The organism is Agromyces seonyuensis, from assembly GCF_009789225.1.
Classification (GTDB): Bacteria; Actinomycetota; Actinomycetes; order Actinomycetales; family Microbacteriaceae; genus Agromyces; species Agromyces seonyuensis.
In genome coordinates, this window is the sequence record NZ_WSTA01000078.1 from 1 (window position 1) to 18996 (window position 18996).

Below are 18996 nucleotides of genomic sequence, written 5' to 3' on the forward strand. Positions count from 1 at the left end.
AGACCTCTTCGGATCTCGGCGGCGCGGGGCGCCTCTCGCCGGCCGCGTGCGCGCGTTCGCGCCGCCGCGGGCTCGGGCAGCACGGCGCGCAGCGCGGGCGCGGACTCGATGAGCTGGCCGGCCTCGCGCCAGCCGAGTCCGAGCGTCGAGAGCACCGAGAGCATGACGAGGCGCGTGCCCTGCTCGCCGCCGAACCCGCCGCGCACCGACTCGACGAGCACGGCGATCGCCGAGTCCTCGATGAGCCGGGCAAGGAGACCGGGGGGCAGGTCGCCGCGCAGGGTGTCGCTCAGGATGCCCCGATCGACGAGGGCTCGGATCGTGGAGCGCAGCGGCGCGAGCGCCTCGGCCGCGATCTCGAGGTAGGCGTCGGAGACGGCGAGACGGGCCACGACGCGCACCTGCTCGATCTCCTCCCAGATGCGGGCGGCCAGGAGCGCGAGGGCGATGCGCTCGTCGCCGCCGACCGCGGATCCGGCGACGCCGTTGAGGCGCTCGGCGCCGCGCGCGATGAGGGCGCGCACGAGGGTCTCGCGGTCGCGGAAGTGCCCGTAGAGGGCGCGGCGGCTGAGCCCGGCCTCCTGCGCGATGGCCTCGAGCGGGGCGTCGGGCGTCTCCCCGAGCACGGTCGCGGCGGCATCGAGGATCGCCGTACGGTTGCGCTCGGCGTCGCGACGGGGGGTGCGGGTGGCGGATGCTGCGGTCGCGGTCATCCTGCGATTCTACGAACTTGCACACGAGTGTGCAAGTTGTTCCGCGGCCCCCGCTGGTCGAGTAGGCGCGCAGCGCCGTATCGAGACCCGGTGCGTCGGTCTCGATACGCGGCTTCGCCGCTCCTCGACCAGCGGCAACGGCCCGCCTGTCGAGTAGGCGCGCAGCGCCGTATCGAGACCTCGTGCGTCGGTCTCGATACGCGGCTTCGCCGCTACTCGACCAGCGGCGCGCAGCGCCGTATCGAGACCCGGTGCGTCGGTCTCGATACGCGGCTTCGCCGCTCCTCGACCAGCGTCAGACGACTCAGTCGGTGCCGAGGTCGAACGCGGCCGCGTCGTTGACCGCGTCGAGCGCGACGTCCTCGACGGCGCCCGACTCGAGCTCGGATGCCTCGCCGGCCGTGAGGTCGCCCACGAGCGAGGCCGTCGCGCCGCCCACGATGCCGAGGTGCGCGTACTGCTCGAGGCGCGCGCGCGAGTCGGCGATGTCGAGGTTGCGCATGGTGAGCTGGCCGATGCGGTCGAGCGGGCCGAAGGCCGCGTCGCCGACGCGCTCCATCGAGAGCTTCTCGGGCTTGTAGCTGAAGGCCGGGCCCTGGGTGTTCATGATCGTGTAGTCGTCGCCGCGGCGCAGGCGGATCGTGACCTCGCCCGTGACGGCCGAACCGACCCAGCGCTGGATGGACTCGCGCAGCATGAGCGACTGCGGGTCGAGCCAGCGGCCCTCGTACATGAGGCGGCCGAGGCGGCGTCCCTCCTGGTGGTAGTTCGCGATCGTGTCCTCGTTGTGGATCGCGTTGAGGAGGCGCTCGTAGGCGATGTGCAGCAGCGCCATGCCCGGCGCCTCGTAGATGCCGCGCGACTTCGCCTCGATGATGCGGTTCTCGATCTGGTCGCTCATGCCGAGGCCGTGGCGGCCGCCGATCGCATTCGCCTCGAGGACGAGGGCGACCGCGTCGTCGAAGCGCACGCCGTTGAGCGCGACCGGACGGCCCTGCTCGAATGCGACGGTGACGTCCTCGGTCTCGATGACGACGTCCTCGCGCCAGAACGCGACGCCCATGATCGGCTCGACGGTCGTGATGCCCTCGTGCAGCTCCTCGAGCACCTTCGCCTCGTGCGTCGCGCCCCAGATGTTCGCGTCGGTCGAGTAGGCCTTCTCGGCGGATGCCCGGTACGGCAGGTCGCGGGTCGTGAGCCACTCGCTCATCTCGGCGCGGCCGCCGAGCTCCTCGACGAAGTCGGGGTCGAGCCACGGCTTGTAGATGCGCAGACGGGGGTTGGCCATGAGGCCGTAGCGGTAGAACCGCTCGATGTCGTTGCCCTTGTAGGTCGAGCCGTCGCCCCAGATGTCGACGCCGTCCTCCATCATCGCGCGCACGAGCAGCGTGCCCGTGACCGCGCGGCCGAGCGGCGTCGTGTTGAAGTACGTCTTGCCGCCCGAGCGGATGTGGAACGCGCCGCAGGCCAGGGCGACGAGGCCCTCCTCGACGAGCGCGGCACGGCAGTCGACGAGGCGCGAGCCCTCGGCGCCGTACTCGAGCGCGCGGCCGGGCACGGCCTCCACGTCGGGCTCGTCGGGCTGGCCGAGGTCGGCGGTGTACGTGTACGGCACCGCACCCTTCTCGCGCATCCACGCGACGGCGACGGAGGTGTCGAGCCCTCCGGAGAACGCGATGCCGACGCGCTCGCCGACGGGGAGGTTCGTGAGGACTTTGGACATGGCCTCCAGCCTACCGGCGGCGGCCGGATGCCCCGTTCCACGCGGGTTCACCTGCCTCCCAGGCCGTCTGTAACCGGATTGATACCATCGAGTGTGACTGCAGAAGAAACTCCGGTGCAGACCGAGGCGCGTCTGAGCGACGAGCCCGACGTCCGCGAGGCACTGGACGCCGGCGGTCGGGCCGATGTGCCCGAGGTCGTCGCCGATCACCCGAATTCCCCCCTGGCCTGGACCGAGCTGGCGGACATCGCCGACTCCGAGGGCCGCCACGTCGACGCCTACGCCTATGCGACCGTCGCCGCCGACCTCGCGCGCGACCAGCTCGCTGCGGCCGGCTGGGAGCCGGGCGCGAGCGTGCCGTGGAGCGACGAGTCCAACCGCGCGTACCTGCGCGCCCTCGACACGCAGCGCCGCGCCGCCGTCAGCCTCGGGCTCGACGACCGCGCCGAGGCCGCCTCCTCGGAGCTCGACTCCGCCGACGACGAGGCCGCGGCCCGCATCGCGAGCGAGTTCACCCCGACGCAGATGATCCCGATCATCCCCGCCGCCGACGTGTACCAGGCGCCCGACGACGTGGAAGCCGCGCTCGCCGCGGTCGAGACGCCGACCGAGGCCATCGCCCTCGAGGTCGCCGAGTACGAGGAGTCCGTCGAGTACGCCGCCGCCGGCGAGTACGCCGAACCGGTCGAGGTCGTCGACGCGGTCGAGGCGCCGGTGCCCGGCGACGAGCCCTTCGGCCCCGCGATCGTCGTCGACGCCGAGATCGTCGACGGCGAGCCCGAGGCGAGCGTGGTCGAATCCGACGGCGCACTGCCGCGGGAGGCATCCTTCGACGAGCTCGTCGACGGCCCGCAGGGCGGCGACGAGGCCGACGACGAGTTCGGCCCGGCCGTGACTCGCGCGACCTTCACCGCACCGAACGCCGAAAAGGCGGCAGACTACTTCGCGAGCCACGGCGTCTCCGCCGACGGCTCGTCCCCCGATTCGCCCGAGGCGGCGGCGGACCCGAACGATGCGGGCGCGCAGTCCGCCGAGGAGCGCTGAATCCATGCCCGGAATCGTCCTGATCGGAGCCCAGTGGGGCGATGAAGGAAAGGGCAAGGCGACCGACCTGCTGTCGAGCCGCCTCGACTACGTCGTCAAGTTCAACGGCGGCAACAACGCGGGCCACACCGTCGTCGTCGGCGACGAGAAGTACGCCCTGCACCTGCTGCCCTCGGGCATCCTGACGCCCGGTGTCACGCCCGTCATCGCGAACGGCGTCGTCGTCGACCTCGAGGTGCTCTTCGAGGAACTCGACGCCCTCTCGAGCCGCGGCGTCGACGTCTCCAAGCTCAAGGTCTCCGCGAACGCCCACGTCATCACGGGCTACCACCGCACGATCGACAAGGTCACCGAGCGCTTCCTCGGCAAGCGCCAGATCGGCACGACCGGCCGTGGCATCGGCCCGGCCTACGCCGACAAGATCAACCGCGTCGGCATCCGCATCCAGGACCTCTTCGACGAGAACATCCTGCGCCAGAAGGTCGAGGGCGCCCTCGACCAGAAGAACCACCTGCTGCTGAAGGTCTACAACCGCCGCGCGATCGCGGTCGACGAGATCGTCGACGAGCTGCTCGGCTACGTCGATCGGCTTCGCCCGATGGTCGCCGACACCGCGCTCGAACTGCACGAGGCGCTCGACCGCGGCGAGACGGTGCTCTTCGAGGGCGGCCAGGCGACGATGCTCGACGTCGACCACGGCACCTACCCGTTCGTGACGTCGTCGAACGCGACCTCCGGCGGCGCGATCACCGGTTCCGGCATCGGCCCGAAGCAGATCGACCGCATCATCGGCGTCGTCAAGGCGTACACGACGCGCGTCGGCGCGGGCCCGTTCCCGACGGAGCTCTTCGACGAGTGGGGCGACTTCCTCGTCGAAGCCGGCCACGAGTTCGGCACCACGACGGGGCGCAAGCGCCGCACCGGCTGGTACGACGCCCCGATCGCCCGTTACACGGCGCGCATCAACGGCGTCACCGACTTCGTGCTCACGAAGCTCGACGTGCTCACCGGTATCGAGCGGATCCCGGTGTGCGTCGCCTACGACGTCGACGGGGTGCGCTTCGAGGAGGTGCCCGTCAACCAGTCGGACTTCCACCACGCGGTGCCGATCTACGAGGAGTTCCCGGGTTGGACCGAGGACATCTCGGGCGCCCGCAGCTTCGACGACCTGCCCGCGAACGCGCAGGCGTACGTCCGCGCCCTCGAGGGCATGTCGGGCGCCCGCATCTCCGCGATCGGCGTCGGACCGGCGCGCGACGCGATCGTGCAGCTCCACGACCTGATCGACTGATCCGGGTCGGATGACGCGGGCCTCGGTGCATGTAGCACCGGGGCCCGTGTTCGTCAACGGGGTGCCCGGGATGCCGCCCGCTCCGTAGCCTCGAATCGTCGCACCGCACACCCGGCGGTCGGCGCGAAGACGAGGGAAAGGGGATCCCATGGGACTCGGAGACAAGATCTCGCACACCGCGGAAGACCTCGGCGGCAAGGCCAAGGAAGCCGCGGGCAAGCTCACGGACAACGAGCGCCTCGAGCGCGAGGGGCAGACGCAGCAGGCCGCAGCCGAGGCGAAGAAGGCCGGTGAGAGCGCCAAGGACGCCGCCAAGGACTTCTTCGGCAACAAGGAGTGACCATCGCCGCATCGGCCCTCGCCGGTGCGTGCGAAGCGCCCCGCCCGGTCCTCCGGGGCGGGGCGTTTCGCATGTTCCGCGCGCTGGCAGACTGGTCGGGATGACTGCCACGCCGCCCGCCCGCACCGCCCTGCCCGGCCGCCTCGTCGAACTCCGCCCGATGGAGCCCGGCGACCTCCCCGGCCTCGCGAACGCGCTCCGACGCCCCGAGGTGTTCGCGGGCGGCTACGGCGGCGGGGCGGCGGGGCTTCCGGCCGGCGACGAGGCATTCATCGACTGGGCCGCCGCCTACTACGCGGTCGGCGAGCACGGCATCGCGTGGACCGTCCGGCTCGCCGCCGGACCCGACGCCGGCACGATCGTCGGCGCGACCAAGCTCGGCGACGTCGAACTCGCGCGCGAGCACGTGCACCTCGGCTGGACGGCCTACGACCCGCGCGTCTGGGGCAGCGGCGTCAACGTCGAGACGAAGCTCCTGCTCATCGGGCACGCGTTCGCGCACGGGTTCGGCAAGCTCCGGCTCCAGGCCGATGCCCGCAACACCCGCTCGCGCGGTGCGATCGAACGCCTCGGCGCCACGCCGGAGGGCGTGCTGCGCCGCGACCAGCGCCGCGCCGACGGCACCTGGCGCGACAGCGCGGTCTACTCGATCCTCGCCGAGGAGTGGCCCGCGGTGCGCGCCGGGCTCGAGACGCGGCTCGCCGGGCTGCCGGCCCCGGTGGTGCTCGCCGAGCGCTGGTCACCGAGCGTTGATCGCTGAGCGCTGAGCGCGCAGTTCTGAAACGACTCGCGGGACGATCGGTATCCTTTCGGCCCGTTCACGGGTTCGATAGGGTCGGGAACGCACCCGGATGACACATCTCCGTCCGGGGCGGGGGGAAGAGATGTCGAAGTTTCGTCGTGCGCTCGCCGGCATCGTCGCCGGCGTGCTGCTGCTCGGAGCCGGTGCGACGTTCGCCGCACCCGTCGCCTACGGGGCTCCGGACGACGGAGACTTCATCGTGTCCAAGTCGGTCTCGCCGGTTCAGGACACCTATGCGCCGGGCGACCAGTTCAGCTACATCATCCAGCTGACCTGCAACAGCAATCTCGTCGCGATCTGCCTCAACACCTCGCTCGCCGACACGCTGCCGCCCCCGCTCGTCTTCGATCCCCAGGTCGACGACCCGGTGGTGGTGGTCGGTGCGGGCAACTCGACGGTCGAGGTGGGCGCGGATTCCTTCACCGTCGACTTCACGTCGAGCGACGCGACGGGCACCGGCATGCCCGCCGGACAATTGGCCACGATCACGGTGTACGTCGAGATCCCGAGCGACATCAGCGCCGACTACAACGACGCGCCCATCGTGAACACCGCCACGGCCACCTCCGACAGCGCACTGACGGAGACGGACGACAGTCCCATCGTCATCGCCGTTCCGGAAGTGCTCGACTCCACCGTGCAGAAGAGCGTCGACGATCATCAGGCCGAAGGCTCGCCGGGCGTCCCCGCGCTCGTCGGCCAGCCCGTCGACTACACGGTCGGCGGCGGCAACGCGTCGAACCGATCCGTCGACCAGATCATCGTGCAAGACCCCGCGGACGGCACGACCAGCCCGTTCGACCCGTATCTCGACTTCACCGGCATCACCTCGATCACACCGCCGGCGGGTGCCGACCAGGTGCAGATCGAGTGGCTGGACGCCGACGGCAACTGGACGGTGGCCTACCCCACCGGGCCGATCCCCGCCGATCCGTCGGGCATCCCCGACGTCGATCCGCTCTCGCAGGTGCAGGGACTGCGGTTCACCTTCTCGAACTCCACCGGGGCGCTGCTGCCGCCGACGCCCGCCGGCGAGGAGGCGTCGATCGGCTTCGGCGCCGAGACGAACGACGACGTGCTCGACATCCCGCCCGGCACCGACGTCCCCGTGCCGAACTCCGCGTCGTCCCAGATCGTCGTGCACGACGACCCGAGCGTGCCGAGGACCGCCCCCGGCGACGTGGTCGTCTCCAATCAGGGGCCGACCGTGGTGACGACGAAGGGGTTCAACCCGCCGACGGTGCTGGCGGGCGAGAACTCGACCGCCACGATCTCGGCGACGAACGGGTTCCGACCGGTCACGTCGATGGTGATCCAGGAGCCCTCGCCGGGTTCGCCCGACCTCGCCGAGCAGGGGCTCGACTTCGTCGGGTTCACGGGCGGCGTGGTCTGGCCGCCGAACGCCACCGGCGCGAGCGTGGAGTACGTCTACGCCGACGGCACGACGGAGACCCTCGACGCCGGCGCGCCGAACACCCTGCCCGACCCGACGGGAGCCGGCACGGGCGGCGTGGTCGGGTTCACCGTGACGTTCACCGGCCCGATCATCGCGAACGCGAATGCGAGCATCCCGTTCGAGGTCACCGCGCAACCGGTCGACACCCCGGAGGACGTGACCTCGACCAACGAGACCACGACCACCGTCACCGACGAGACCGGTGCGTCCGGGACGGGCGACGCCGAGGCCGACCTCACGCGACAGCCCGGCCGACTCTCGACGGTGATCACGAAGAGCGTCGCCCGCAGCGAACTCTGGGCGGTCCCCGGCACGTCGAGCACGGTGAGCATCTTCGCCGGGATCGACAACGACGGCGCGAACGCCTCGACCATCGGATCGGACCATCTGACGATCAGCGATCCCCCGGACCCGCAGCCCGGCGATCCGATCACCCCGTTCTGGAACGCCTTCGACCTCTCCCAGATCACGGTCGGCGTCCCGGCGAACGCCGATCTCCAGATCCAGTACTGGGACGGCGACGAATGGATCGACCTGCCGGGCGGGCAGCTCGACGGAGCCGGAACCCTCAACGTCGCGATCCCGGGCGCGCTTCGCGAGGAGATCCAGGGAATCCGCTTCGTCTTCACGCCCAAGCCCGGTGAACTGCTCCCGCCGGGATTCCAGGTGACGCCGTCGCTCTCGGTCGTGACGCGCGACCAGTTCCGCGACGGCTCGGGCTCGGTGGCGGATGCCGCCGCTGCCAACGCTCCCCTCACGGTGCCGAACACCGCGGAGTCGTCCGTCGACAACCCCAACGATCCCGACCCGAGCGACAACACGGCGCAGGGGAGCGACTCGACCGACCTGCTGCCCATCGACGACGGCGACGGCATCGACGCGATCGCCAAGTCCTGGCTCGACGACCCGGACCCGCTCTACGCCTTCAGCGATGAGCAGCGCACTGCGCGCTTGTCCTGGTCGACGGAAGGACTCCCGTTCGACTCCGTCACCCTCACCGACGACCCGAGCGCCGCGCCCTCGTTCGACGACTCGGCCGTCGCAGCATCCGTCTTCGACGCTTGGGACCTCGTCGAGATCGGCGCCATCGACGCGGGGCTCGACCCCGCCATGCCCTACGACCGCATCGCCGCGGTCGAGCTGTTCCTGTGGGACGAGACCGCCGGGACGGGCGCGTGGGTCGATGTGACCGCTGCGGCCTGCCCGAGCGCGGCCGACTGCGACGGCGCGTTCCCGGGGTACGTGCTGAGCGACGACGAGCGGGAGAACGCCCGCGCGGTGCGGCTCGTGTACGAAGAGGGCTCGAACCGCGGCGGCGGGGGTCCGGTCGCCGGCTCCGGCGTCGCGCCGTCGTACGACCAGGAGCGCAATCTGGACCTCGTCTTCGAACTGCGCAACGCGAAGCGCAGCGACGGCGGACCGGTCACGGGCACCCTGCACTCCGAGGACTACAACTCGGGCAGTGCCGGCGTCGTCGTCAACACCGGGTCGTTCTCGGGCGAGGGCATCGTGCCCATCGAGCAGGAGGCATCGGCCCCGATCACGATCCTCGACTCGACCGTCGACGTCTCGGTGACCAAGGAGTTCGACCAGGACGAGTTGCCGGTCCCGCCGCTGACCACCCCCGACGACGAGTACCCCCTCGTCGGCGCCACGTTGACGGCGCGGAACGAGACGCCGGCGAACGTCCTGAGCCTCGAGCTCAGCGACCCCGCGGAGGGCTCCGGCACGACGACCTACGAGTACCTGAACCTCGCGTCGATCGATTCCATCGCGGGCCCGATCGACGATGCGTTCGGCACGGTTCGGCTCACCCGGGAGGACGGCGGGACCGACGAGTATCCGATCTCGGTGGCCCTCGGCTTCTCCGCCGCGGACCTGCTCGACGTCGTCGGCGTCACCGTCGTCTACGAGGATCCTGACGACGTGACCATTCCGACATTCGGCCAGATCGTCGTGCACCTGACCTACCAGGCGCGGCAGACGCTCCGGAGCGACCCCGCCACGCCGGTGGCGGTGGGCGACCAGGCGGTGAACGTCGCGGGCGCGACCGCCATCCGTCCGGGTGGAGACCCCCAGCTCGACACCGCGACGGGGACGGCCGCGGATAGCGTCCTGTTCGTGGACGCGACCTACGGGGTCGAGGCGACGAAGACGATCGACCCCGAGAGCCGCTACGAGAACGAGCCGCGCGAGGGCTACACCGTCACGCTCAGCGGGCAGCCGACCGGCAACGTGCGCACGACGGTGCTCACGTTGACCGACGCCGAACCGACCTTCTGGAATGCCTTCGAATTCGCCGCGTTCCCGAGCACCGCACTGCCGTCGAACCTCCACCAGGTCCGCGTCTCGGCGCTGACCGGCGTGGTCGTCGAGACCGACGGCACGAACCTCACCCAGACGTGCGGGGGATCGAGCGATCTCACCGCGTGCTGGGTGGTCGGCGATTGGCAGGATGCCGCTGCCGGCGACAACTCGGTCACGCCGGCCCTGCCCGCGTCGGTGAGCGCAGCGGACGTCCGCGGGCTCCGCATCGAAGTGCGGGTCGATGCGGCCTCGTCGAACTGGGAGAACCCGATCAACCCGATCGTCGCCATCCCCTTCACCGCCGACCGGCTCGAGAACCTCCACGTCGGGCCCGGTGGGGAGATCGACTCGGTGGCCGTGCCCTCGACGCAGCCCGGACTCCAGACCGCGCCCGGCGAGACGGTGCAGGGCACGACGAGCAACTCGGTCGACGTGCACGGCGACGGCGCCTGGGTGACCGGCGGCGGCACGCTCTGGGAGGCCGATGCGTCGGCGGGCGACGACACGCAGCTGCTGCACCTGCCGAGCGGGATCTCGGTCGAGAAGCTCCCCGGCAACGGCTCGGGCGGGGTGCTGTCGCAGCGGTTCCCGCCGGCGTCCCGCATTCCGTACGTCATGACCATCACCAACACCGGTCAGTGGCCGATCGAGGGGCTGACGCTGACCGACCAGGTCGGCGCCGACGCCGATGGTGCGCTGCTCGAACCGGTACCCGGAGCCGACCCGGTCTTCGAGTTCGAGCTCACGGATGCCGGCGGCACCGAACTCGACACGGACGGATTCGCCGGCTCGCTCGACCCGGTGACCGGCGAGGTCGAGATCACGGTGCCCGACGGGTTCGTGTTCCAGCCGGGCGACGTGCTCGTGATCACGTCGTGGCTGCAGTTCCGCTCCGGCCTGGCACCGGCGACGCCGGTCGTGAACTCCATCACGGCGACGAGCGACCGCATCTTCGACACCTGCGAGTCGACCGAACTCGGCCTCCCCGTCGATGCGGAGACCGACGCCGACTCGTGCACGGCGAGCACCTCGGTCGCGCCGAGCGCCGCCGCCCCGATCGGTCTGGAGAAGACGGTCAAGGGCAGCGCGGCAGGTGTGCCGGGGGCCGCGGTCGGGTCGGAGAACTACGACGATCTCGGCGTGCTGAACTTCGCCGACGCGAACTCGGCCGACGCCTGCGCGACCGGGAACTCGAACCAGGCGGGCTACTACAAGAGCACCTGCCTGCCCATCACCAGACCCGGCGGCATCGCGACGTGGCGAGTGGACTTCACCAACATCGGCAACGTGGCGGCCGAGTCGGTCGGCGGCATCGACGTGCTCCCGATCATCGGCGACACCGGAGTGACCGTGGGCTCGTCGCGCGGTTCCCAGTGGTCGCCGGTGTTCGCCGGCAACGTGCAGTTCCTCGGCGAGGTCAACTCCGCCGACGTCACGGTCGAGCAGTACTACCTCGAGACCGTCCCGGACGTGGCCTGCAACGCGGCCGACATCGAGTACACGACGCGCGGCACGGCGGTGCCGCCCGAGGACCCCTGCTACGCGGATCTGACCTCCCGCGACTGGGTGCTCTTCGACCCGAACACGCTGCCGCTGATCGAGCGGCCGTCGATGCGGGCGCTGAAGACGGTCGTCCGATGGGACGAGGGCTCCGGGCTGCAGCCGGGCACGGCCGGCGGCTTCACCTTCGACACGCGCACCCCGTACGTGCTGCCCGACTCCTACCCGGGCGGACTGCCCGTGGCGTGGAACGCGGTGGCCGCGGGAGCGGCGGCGGTCTATCAGGGCACGCAGGTCTACCAGGGCCCCGTCGAGCCCGTGCGAGCCGGCATCGCGGTGCCCACCGGTCGCATCGACCTCCAGAAGGAGGTGGTGGTGCCCGACGGCTGGACCGCCCCGCTCCCCGACTCCTACGACTTCGGGGTCCAATGCTTGTCCGGCCCGGTCGGGGTCGACCTCGTCTCCGATGCGGGCGACCCGGCATCGCCGGTCACCGTGCCCGCCGATGGTTCGGTCGTGACCTTCGGCGACGGCACGAACCTGCCCCTCTACGCGAACTGCACGGTGCAGGAGACGCCGGCCCAGGGTTCGACGGTCACCTACGATCCATCGGGCGTGCTGCCGAGTTCGGGCGTGATCACCGCGCAGCGCGACCTGACCGAGCGTGCGGACGTGCACCATCCGGCCGGTGGCGAGACCGAGCTCGAGCGCGTCCTCGTGACCAACGAGTACGAGTACGGCGGGTTCTCGGTCGTGAAGCGCGTCACCGAGGGCGGCGCGGTCGATCAGAACGGCGACCCGATCGCGTTCGACCCCGAGTTCACCTTCACGGCGAGCTGCACGTTCAACGGCGCGGAGATGATCCCGGCCGGCGACAGTCCGTTCACGCTGTCGAGAGACGAGACGGCGACGTTCGACTCCCTCCCGGTCGGCTCGGAGTGCACCGTCGCCGAGACGGATGCGGCGGGGGCGACGACCTCGAACCTCGTCGTGACGGAGAACGGCGTCGCCGGGCCCCCGACGGAGGACAGCGCCGACTTCGTCGTGCTCGCCGACGACGATGAGGGGGCGCACGTCACCGCGGTCGACGTCGAGAACGTCTACACGGTGGGATCGCTGGAGATCACCAAGCAGGTGACGGGCGACGGCGCCGCCGACTGGGCCGCGGACTCGTTCACGGTGCACGTGACCTGCACGTGGGACCAGGCGACGACGAACCCCGTCTACGACGACACTGCGACGCTCGCCGATGGCGAGACCTGGGCGATCGACGACCTGCCCACCGGAGCCGAGTGCACCGTCGAGGAGACCGATGACGGCGGCGCGACCGAGGTCGCGGTGACGCCGAACCCGGTCGTGATCGGCGACGCCGGTGTGGACGCCGCGCCGGTCGCGGTCGCGGTCGAGAACGACTACCGCGTCGGCGGGTTCGAGATCGCCAAGAGCGTCGTCGGACCGGGCGTCGGTTTCAGCGACGGCGTCGACTTCGCCTTCCACTACGTCTGCACCTACGAGGGAGCGACCGTCGGCGAGGGCGACCTCTCCATCACCGGCGACGGCACCGCCGGGCCGCTCGTCTCCGACCCGGTCGAGGGGCTCCCCGTGGGCACGGCGTGCACGATCGAGGAGACCGATGCGGGCGGGGCCGACCTCCTGCCGGATCCCGTCGACGTCACGATCCCCGACGAGGCGGACGGCACGGCGCAGGTCGTGACGGCCGACCTCGAGAACCGCTACAGCGCCGGCACGATCACCGTGACGAAGGCCCTCGCGGGCGACGGCATGAACGCCCCGCAGGCGATCGCCGGCCAGTACACGGTGCACGTGACCTGCGCCCTCACCGACGGCGGGACGCCGGTCTACGAGGGCGACGTCGTGGTCGGCGGCGACGGCACCCCCGTCACGGTCGCCGACCCCGATTCCGGCGACCCGCTGCTGCTGCCGATCGGCACGCACTGCTGGGGCGTGGAGACCGACGACGGCGGGGCCAGCGCGTCTTCGGTCGACTACGACTCGTTCGACAACGCGGTCATCGTCGTCGCGACCGAGTCCGACGACCCCCAGGAACTCGGCATCACCGCGACGAACACGTTCGACTTCGCCGAGATCGAGGTGACGAAGCTCGTCACCGGCAACCCGGATCACGCGGCGGGGACGACGTTCACGATCCTCGTCTCCTGCGTGCTCGATCGCGAGCCCCCCAACGAACCGGTCGTGATCTACGACCAGGAGCCGGTCGAGCTCGTCGACGGCGAGACGGTCACCCTCGGGCCCGTGCCCTACAACGCGACCTGCTACGCCGAGGAGCCGGATGGGATGGGCGCTTGGGACATCCAGGTCAGCGCGCCCGAGGACGCGCCGATCACCGTCGTGCCGGGGCCGACGCAGGAGATCGTCGTCACCAACGACTTCCCCGACGCCGGGTTCTCGGTGACGAAGACGATCGACAACGGCGGCGCGGCCGACCAAGGCGGCAGCGCGATCTCGTACGAGTACGTCTACCGGTTCGAGGCGGAATGCACGTTCGAGGGCGAGACGGTGCTCGAGGAGGAGTTCGAGCTCGCCGACGGCGCGACCCAGGACTTCACCGGCCTGCCCGCGGGCGCCGAGTGCACCGTCGACGAGATCGAGACTCAGGGGGCCGCGTCGACGACGATGGTGCTGACCCGGTCGGGCGTCGACGTCGAACTCGGCGAGACGTCGACGAGCGGCGCGTTCACCCTCGATCCCGACGACGACGGCCAGAGCGTCACCGCCCTCGCGGTGACCAACCACTACACGGTCGGCTCGCTCGAGATCACGAAGTCCGTCGTCGGCACCGGCGCGGACGCTTGGGGCGGCACGTTCGGCGACTTCGAAGTGCACCTCGTGTGCACGCTCGAGGCGGCCGACCCCGACGTCGTCTACGACGGCACCGGGACGCTGACGGCGGACGCGCCCGGCAACGTGCTGCTCGTGGAGAACCTGCCGACGGGCGCCGAGTGCAGCCTGAGCGAGACGGACGACGGCGGGGCGACCGAGTCCACGATCACGCCCGACACCGTGCTCATCGGCGACGACGCGACGGACGAGCCCGCGCAGTTCGAGGTCGAGAACGACTTCCGCACCGGCTCGCTCGACGTGCTCAAGGAGCTCACCGGTCCCGGTGCACCGGTCTTCTCGGAGGGCGACTACGCGTTCCGGGTGGTGTGCACCTACGAGTTCCGCATCGTCGTGAACCAGCCGCTCGTCGTGCACGCCGACGGCGGCGAGGGTCCGTTCTCGAGCGACGTCATCACGGGCATCCCGGTGGGCGCGACGTGCGTTGTCGCCGAGACCGCCTGGGGCAACGCCGACGGCCCCGCGGCGCCGGTCACCGTGACGATCCCCGACCAGGACGAGCCCGGTGTCGAGAGCGTCGTCGTCGCGGGCTTCATGAACCCGTTCTCGCTCGGCACGCTCGAGCTCACGAAGGCCGTCGACGGTTCGGCCGCCGATGCCGACTACGTCGCGGATGCCGTGTTCACGGTGCAGGTGACGTGCCAGATCGAGGTGGCGGGAGAACTCGTCACGCTGTACGGCGCGCCCGTGCAGATCACCGCGGGCGAGACCGTCGAGATCGTGGATGCCGACGGCGACCCGGTGCAGCTGCCGGGCGGCGCGCACTGCTTCGGCGAGGAGACGGACGACGGCGGCGCGACCGCGGCGTCCGTGGACTTCGACTCGTACGACAACGCCGCGATCGTCGAAGCCTCCGACGAGCCGCAGGAACTCGAGATCACCGCGACGAACACCTTCGACTCGGGCAGCCTCGACCTCAGCAAGACGGTGAGCGGCGCGGTCGCCGAGGCGAACGGCAAGGTGTTCGTCGTCGCGGTGACCTGCGTGTTCGATCGCGGGGCCAACGACCCGTACACCGCGCTCGACGCCGCACCCGTCGTGATCGCCGCGGGCGAGACGCAGACGCTCGACGGCCTCCCGATCGGCGCGGAGTGCTGGGCCGAGGAGACCGACGCCGGCGGCGCCGTCGAGGTGACGGTGAGCGCCACCGCCGCCACTCCGGTGACGATCGGCGCCGATGCCGCCGTCGTCATCACGATCGACAACCGCTTCGACCCGCCGCTGCCCTCGACGGGCATCGAACCGGAGCGGGCCGTCCTGATCGCCCTCGGGCTGCTGCTGCTCGGCGGCGGCGTCGTCGCGGCCGGCTACCTGGCCCGGCGCCGACGCTTCGGTTGAGCAGGGCGCGTCAACCGAGCAGTTCTAGGAGCCCGTCCGTGGCGGCCGCGAGGCCGCCGAGGTAGGCCACGACGATGACGCCGACCCGCGCCGCACGGTGCGAGACGTACCGGGCGAGCCATTCGCCGACGCCGACGCCCGCGAGGAGCACGAGCCCGACGAACAGCCACGCGGTCGCCTCGAGCGTCGGCACGGCCCACCCGCTTGCGGCGAGCTTGGCGACGAACGACGCGAGCGCGAGGCTGCCGAAGTAGGGCTGGGCGGTCGCCGCGAACGTCGGCTGCGGCCAGCGCGTCGCCGTGGCGTAGATGCTGAGGGCCGGGCCGCCGACCCCCGCTGTGGCGCTCATGAACCCCGAGACGCCGCCCGCGCCGATCGCGAGCCCCGACCCGTCCTCGGAGGACTGCAACCGGGGCACGAGCAGGGTCGCGGTCAGGGCGACGACGACCAGCGCGCCGATGCCGAGCTGCATCCACGGACCCGACACGACGGTCGCGACGACGGCGCCGACGATGCACCCGGCGATCGCCGCGGGCAGGATGACGCGCAGCCGAGCCCATTCGATCGACCGGCGCACGCGCGGCAGGATGAGGGCCGCGCTCAGCACGCTGCAGAGGTTGACGACGAGCACCCCGTCGTAGGGCCCGAGCAGGAGCACGAGCGCGGGGGAGGCGACGAGCGCGAACCCCATTCCCGTGATGCGCTGTGCGAGGGCCCCGACGAACACGGAGACGAGGACCGGGAGCAGCACCCGGGGAGTCTAATCGTCGCCGGCTGGGCGGACGGAGCGCCTTCGGCCGCAGACTGGAGCCCATGGACGACCACGGCATCCGTGTGCTCGACGGCGGACTCTCCAACGCGCTCGCCGAGCGCGGCCTCGATCTCTCCGGCGGGCTCTGGACCGCACGGCTCCTGCTCGACGCACCGGGAGAGATCGCCGCCGTGCACCGCGCCTATTTCGCGGCCGGAGCGAGCGTGGCGACGACCGCCTCGTACCAGGCGAGCCTCGACGGGTTCGTCGACGCGGGGATGACGCGGGGCGAGGCGGAGACGGCGATCCGAGCGAGCGTGGGGCTCGCGCGCGAGGTGCGCGACGGACTCGCCGGCGACGGCGTCGACCGCCTCGTCGCGGCCTCCGTCGGCCCGTACGGCGCCGTGCTCGCCGACGGCTCGGAGTACCGCGGCCGGTACGGGCTGAGCCGGGCGGCCCTCCGCGACTTCCACGCCCCGCGAATCGACCTGCTCGTCTCGGCGGGGCCCGACCTCCTCGCGGCCGAGACGGTGCCGGACCTGGAGGAGGCCGAGGTGCTCGTCGAACTGCTGGCCGAGACCGGCCTGCCGTGGTGGCTGTCCTTCACCGTCGCGGGCGACCGCACGCGCGCCGGCCAGCCCCTCGCGGACGCGTTCGCCGTGGCCGCCGGGCGGCCCGGCGCCCTCGCCGTCGGGGTGAACTGCTGCGCGCCCGAGGACGTGCTGCCCGCCGTTCGCACGGCCGTCGCCGCGAGCGGGCTGCCCGCGATCGCCTACCCGAACCGCGGCGAGACGTGGGACGCGCTCGCGCGCGCCTGGGTCGGCGCGGGCGCGTTCGACCCGGCCCCGGTCGCCGAGTGGGTCGCGGCGGGCGTCACGTGGGTCGGCGGATGCTGCCGGGTCGGCCCGGAAGACATCACCGCGATCGCGGCGGCGGTCGCCGGGCAGCCGGAGCCGGAGTGAGACGGCCGGAGCCCGCCCCGGACGTCAGCGAGCGTCCTCGGGCAGGTGCAGCTTCCTGAGGAACGCGTCGGTGCCGCGCGGCACCGCCGTCCGGTCGGCGAGCGACACCGCGATCGCCGTGGCGAGGGCGACGGGCACCGTCCACGCCGCGGGCTGTTCGAGCGCGGCGCGCAGGCCCGGGGCGTCCGCGGTGAGCGCCGGGCCCACGAGGATCGCGAACCCCGAGGTCGCGGCGCCCACGAGCATCCCGCTGATCGCCCCGCGCGCCGTGAGGCGGCGCCACCAGATGCCGAGCAGCAGGACCGGGGCCAGGGAGGACGCGGTGAAGGCGAACACCAGGCCGACGCTGCCCGCGAGGCCGGCCGCGGGGAGCACGAGCGACACCAGGAGCGGGACGGCCGTCGAGACGATCGCCGCGATGCGGAAGCCGCGCACCGAGCCGCCGAGGAGGTCCTGGCTGATGACGCCCGCGAGCGAGACGACGAGCCCCGAGGACGTCGAGAGGAAGGCCCCGAACGCGCCTGCGATGACGAGCGCCGTCGCGAGCTCGCCCCAGGGCGCCGGCAGCAGGCGTCCCGGCAGCACGATCGCGAGGGCGTCCGCGGGTTCGCCGGCGACCTCGGGCGCGTAGAGGCGGCCGATGAGCCCGATGAGGGTCGGGAACACGTAGAAGCCGCTCAGCAGGAACAGCACGATGAGCGTCGTGCGGCGGGCCGCCCGCCCGTCGGGGTTCGTGTAGAAGCGCACGAGCACGTGCGGCAGGCCGAGCGTGCCGAGCAGCAGCGCGAGCATGAGCGAGACGGTGCGGTAGACGTCGATCGCGCCCGGCCCGTCGGCGGCCGGGAACGGGTCGGCGGCCAGGGCCTCGGGCGCCGGTGCGTGCCCGCCGCCGAACAGGAGCAGCAGGAAGACGACCGGCAGTGCGAGCGCCGTCAGCTTCAACCAGTACTGGAAGGCCTGCACGAACGTGATCGAGCGCATCCCACCCGCCGTGACGATGATCGCGACGATCGCCGCGACGGCCACGGCTCCGGCCCAGGGCGGCAGCCCGGTCGCGATGCCGACGGTGAGTGCGGCGCCCTGCAACTGGGGCACGATGTAGCACCAGCCGATGACGATGACGAGGCCGCTCGTGACGAGCCGCACCCCGCGCGACTCGAGGCGGGCCTCCGTGAAGTCGGGGATCGTGTACGCGCCGGATCGCCGCAGCGGCGCCGCGACGAAGAGCAGCAGCATGAAGTACCCGGCCGTGTAGCCGATCGGGAACCAGAGCGCGTCGGCGCCCGTGAGCAGCACGAGCCCCGCGATGCCGAGGAACGAGGCCCCGGAGAGGTATTCGCCGCCGATCGCCGACGCGTTCCACCACGGCCGCACCGTGCGGCTCGCGACGTAGAAGTCGCTCGTGGTGCGCGAGACGCGCAGCCCGTAGAAGCCGATGAGCGCGGTCACGACCGCGACGCCGGCGATCGCGAGGTAGCCGATGACCGGGTTCACGACTTCTCGCCGCCCTCGTCGCCGCCCCCGGCGGTGTACCCCTCCGCAGCGCCCTCGCCGGCCACGAGGGAGCGGAAGCGCGCCTCGTTGCGGTTCGCCGCGCGCACGGCGAGCGCCGACACGGTGAGCAGCAGCGGGTAGACGCCGAAGGCGAGCAGCAGCCACGACACCGGCACCCCGAGCACCGCGTACCCCTCGTCGGGGATGAGCGTGAGGCCGACCACGAAGAGCACCGTCGCGAGCACGAACCCGATCGCGAACACGAGAGCCGTCGCGAACTGCGAGCGGATGAGGGCGCGCGCGTACACCGCGTGCGGGTCGCTCGCCGCCGGCTTCGACTGGGCGCGCAGGCGGGCCGGCTCGCCGCCGCCCCGGCGGGGGCACGGGGGCGTCAC

11 protein-coding genes are annotated in these 18996 nt (G+C 71.7%); 6 read left to right on the forward strand and 5 right to left on the reverse strand.

Annotated features, from left to right (window positions below; translation table 11 throughout):
* Window positions 1-713 (reverse strand): TetR/AcrR family transcriptional regulator (locus GB864_RS14570; RefSeq protein ID WP_160426329.1); only part of this gene is annotated, 713 nt, incomplete at its 3' end.
* Window positions 714-1017: 304 nt separating this feature from the next.
* Window positions 1018-2436, reverse strand: coding sequence for an argininosuccinate synthase (gene argG, locus GB864_RS14575; protein ID WP_160426331.1), 1419 nt, complete (start codon window positions 2434-2436; stop codon window positions 1018-1020).
* A gap of 93 nt (window positions 2437-2529) precedes the next feature.
* On the opposite strand from argG, the gene GB864_RS14580 reads away from it, so the two are divergent.
* From GB864_RS14580 to GB864_RS14600, 5 genes are all read left to right on the forward strand, one after another.
* Window positions 2530-3480 carry a DUF3151 family protein gene (locus tag GB864_RS14580; RefSeq protein ID WP_160426333.1) on the forward strand — a complete coding sequence of 317 codons (951 nt, stop codon included), beginning with the start codon at window positions 2530-2532 and terminating at the stop codon, window positions 3478-3480.
* A gap of 4 nt (window positions 3481-3484) precedes the next feature.
* Window positions 3485-4771, forward strand: a complete 1287-nt coding sequence (locus tag GB864_RS14585; protein WP_160426335.1) for an adenylosuccinate synthase — start codon at window positions 3485-3487, stop codon at window positions 4769-4771.
* Between the two features lie 148 nt (window positions 4772-4919).
* Window positions 4920-5111 carry a CsbD family protein gene (locus tag GB864_RS14590; protein WP_160426337.1) on the forward strand — a complete coding sequence of 64 codons (192 nt, stop codon included), beginning with the start codon at window positions 4920-4922 and terminating at the stop codon, window positions 5109-5111.
* A 100-nt stretch (window positions 5112-5211) separates the two neighbouring features.
* Complete coding sequence (locus tag GB864_RS14595) at window positions 5212-5871, forward strand: GNAT family N-acetyltransferase (RefSeq protein WP_160426339.1); 660 nt, start codon at window positions 5212-5214, stop codon at window positions 5869-5871.
* Window positions 5872-5995: 124 nt separating this feature from the next.
* Window positions 5996-15394, forward strand: coding sequence for a DUF5979 domain-containing protein (locus tag GB864_RS14600; protein WP_160426341.1), 9399 nt, complete (start codon window positions 5996-5998; stop codon window positions 15392-15394).
* A gap of 10 nt (window positions 15395-15404) precedes the next feature.
* Here GB864_RS14600 and GB864_RS14605 read toward each other — a convergent pair whose 3' ends face one another.
* Window positions 15405-16145 carry a TSUP family transporter gene (locus tag GB864_RS14605; RefSeq protein ID WP_160426344.1) on the reverse strand — a complete coding sequence of 247 codons (741 nt, stop codon included), beginning with the start codon at window positions 16143-16145 and terminating at the stop codon, window positions 15405-15407.
* 62 nt (window positions 16146-16207) lie between these two features.
* Here GB864_RS14605 and mmuM point away from each other — a divergent pair, with 62 nt between their 5' ends.
* On the forward strand, window positions 16208-17107 hold the full coding sequence (mmuM, locus tag GB864_RS14610) for a homocysteine S-methyltransferase (protein ID WP_160426345.1): 900 nt from the start codon (window positions 16208-16210) through the stop codon (window positions 17105-17107).
* Window positions 17108-17131: 24 nt separating this feature from the next.
* On the opposite strand, the gene GB864_RS14615 is transcribed toward mmuM, so the two are convergent.
* Window positions 17132-18601 carry a sodium:solute symporter family transporter gene (locus tag GB864_RS14615; protein WP_160426347.1) on the reverse strand — a complete coding sequence of 490 codons (1470 nt, stop codon included), beginning with the start codon at window positions 18599-18601 and terminating at the stop codon, window positions 17132-17134.
* The coding region (locus GB864_RS14620; RefSeq protein WP_236779148.1) for a hypothetical protein at window positions 18598-18996 on the reverse strand (399 nt) is incomplete at its 5' end. The genes GB864_RS14615 and GB864_RS14620, both read right to left, overlap by 4 nt.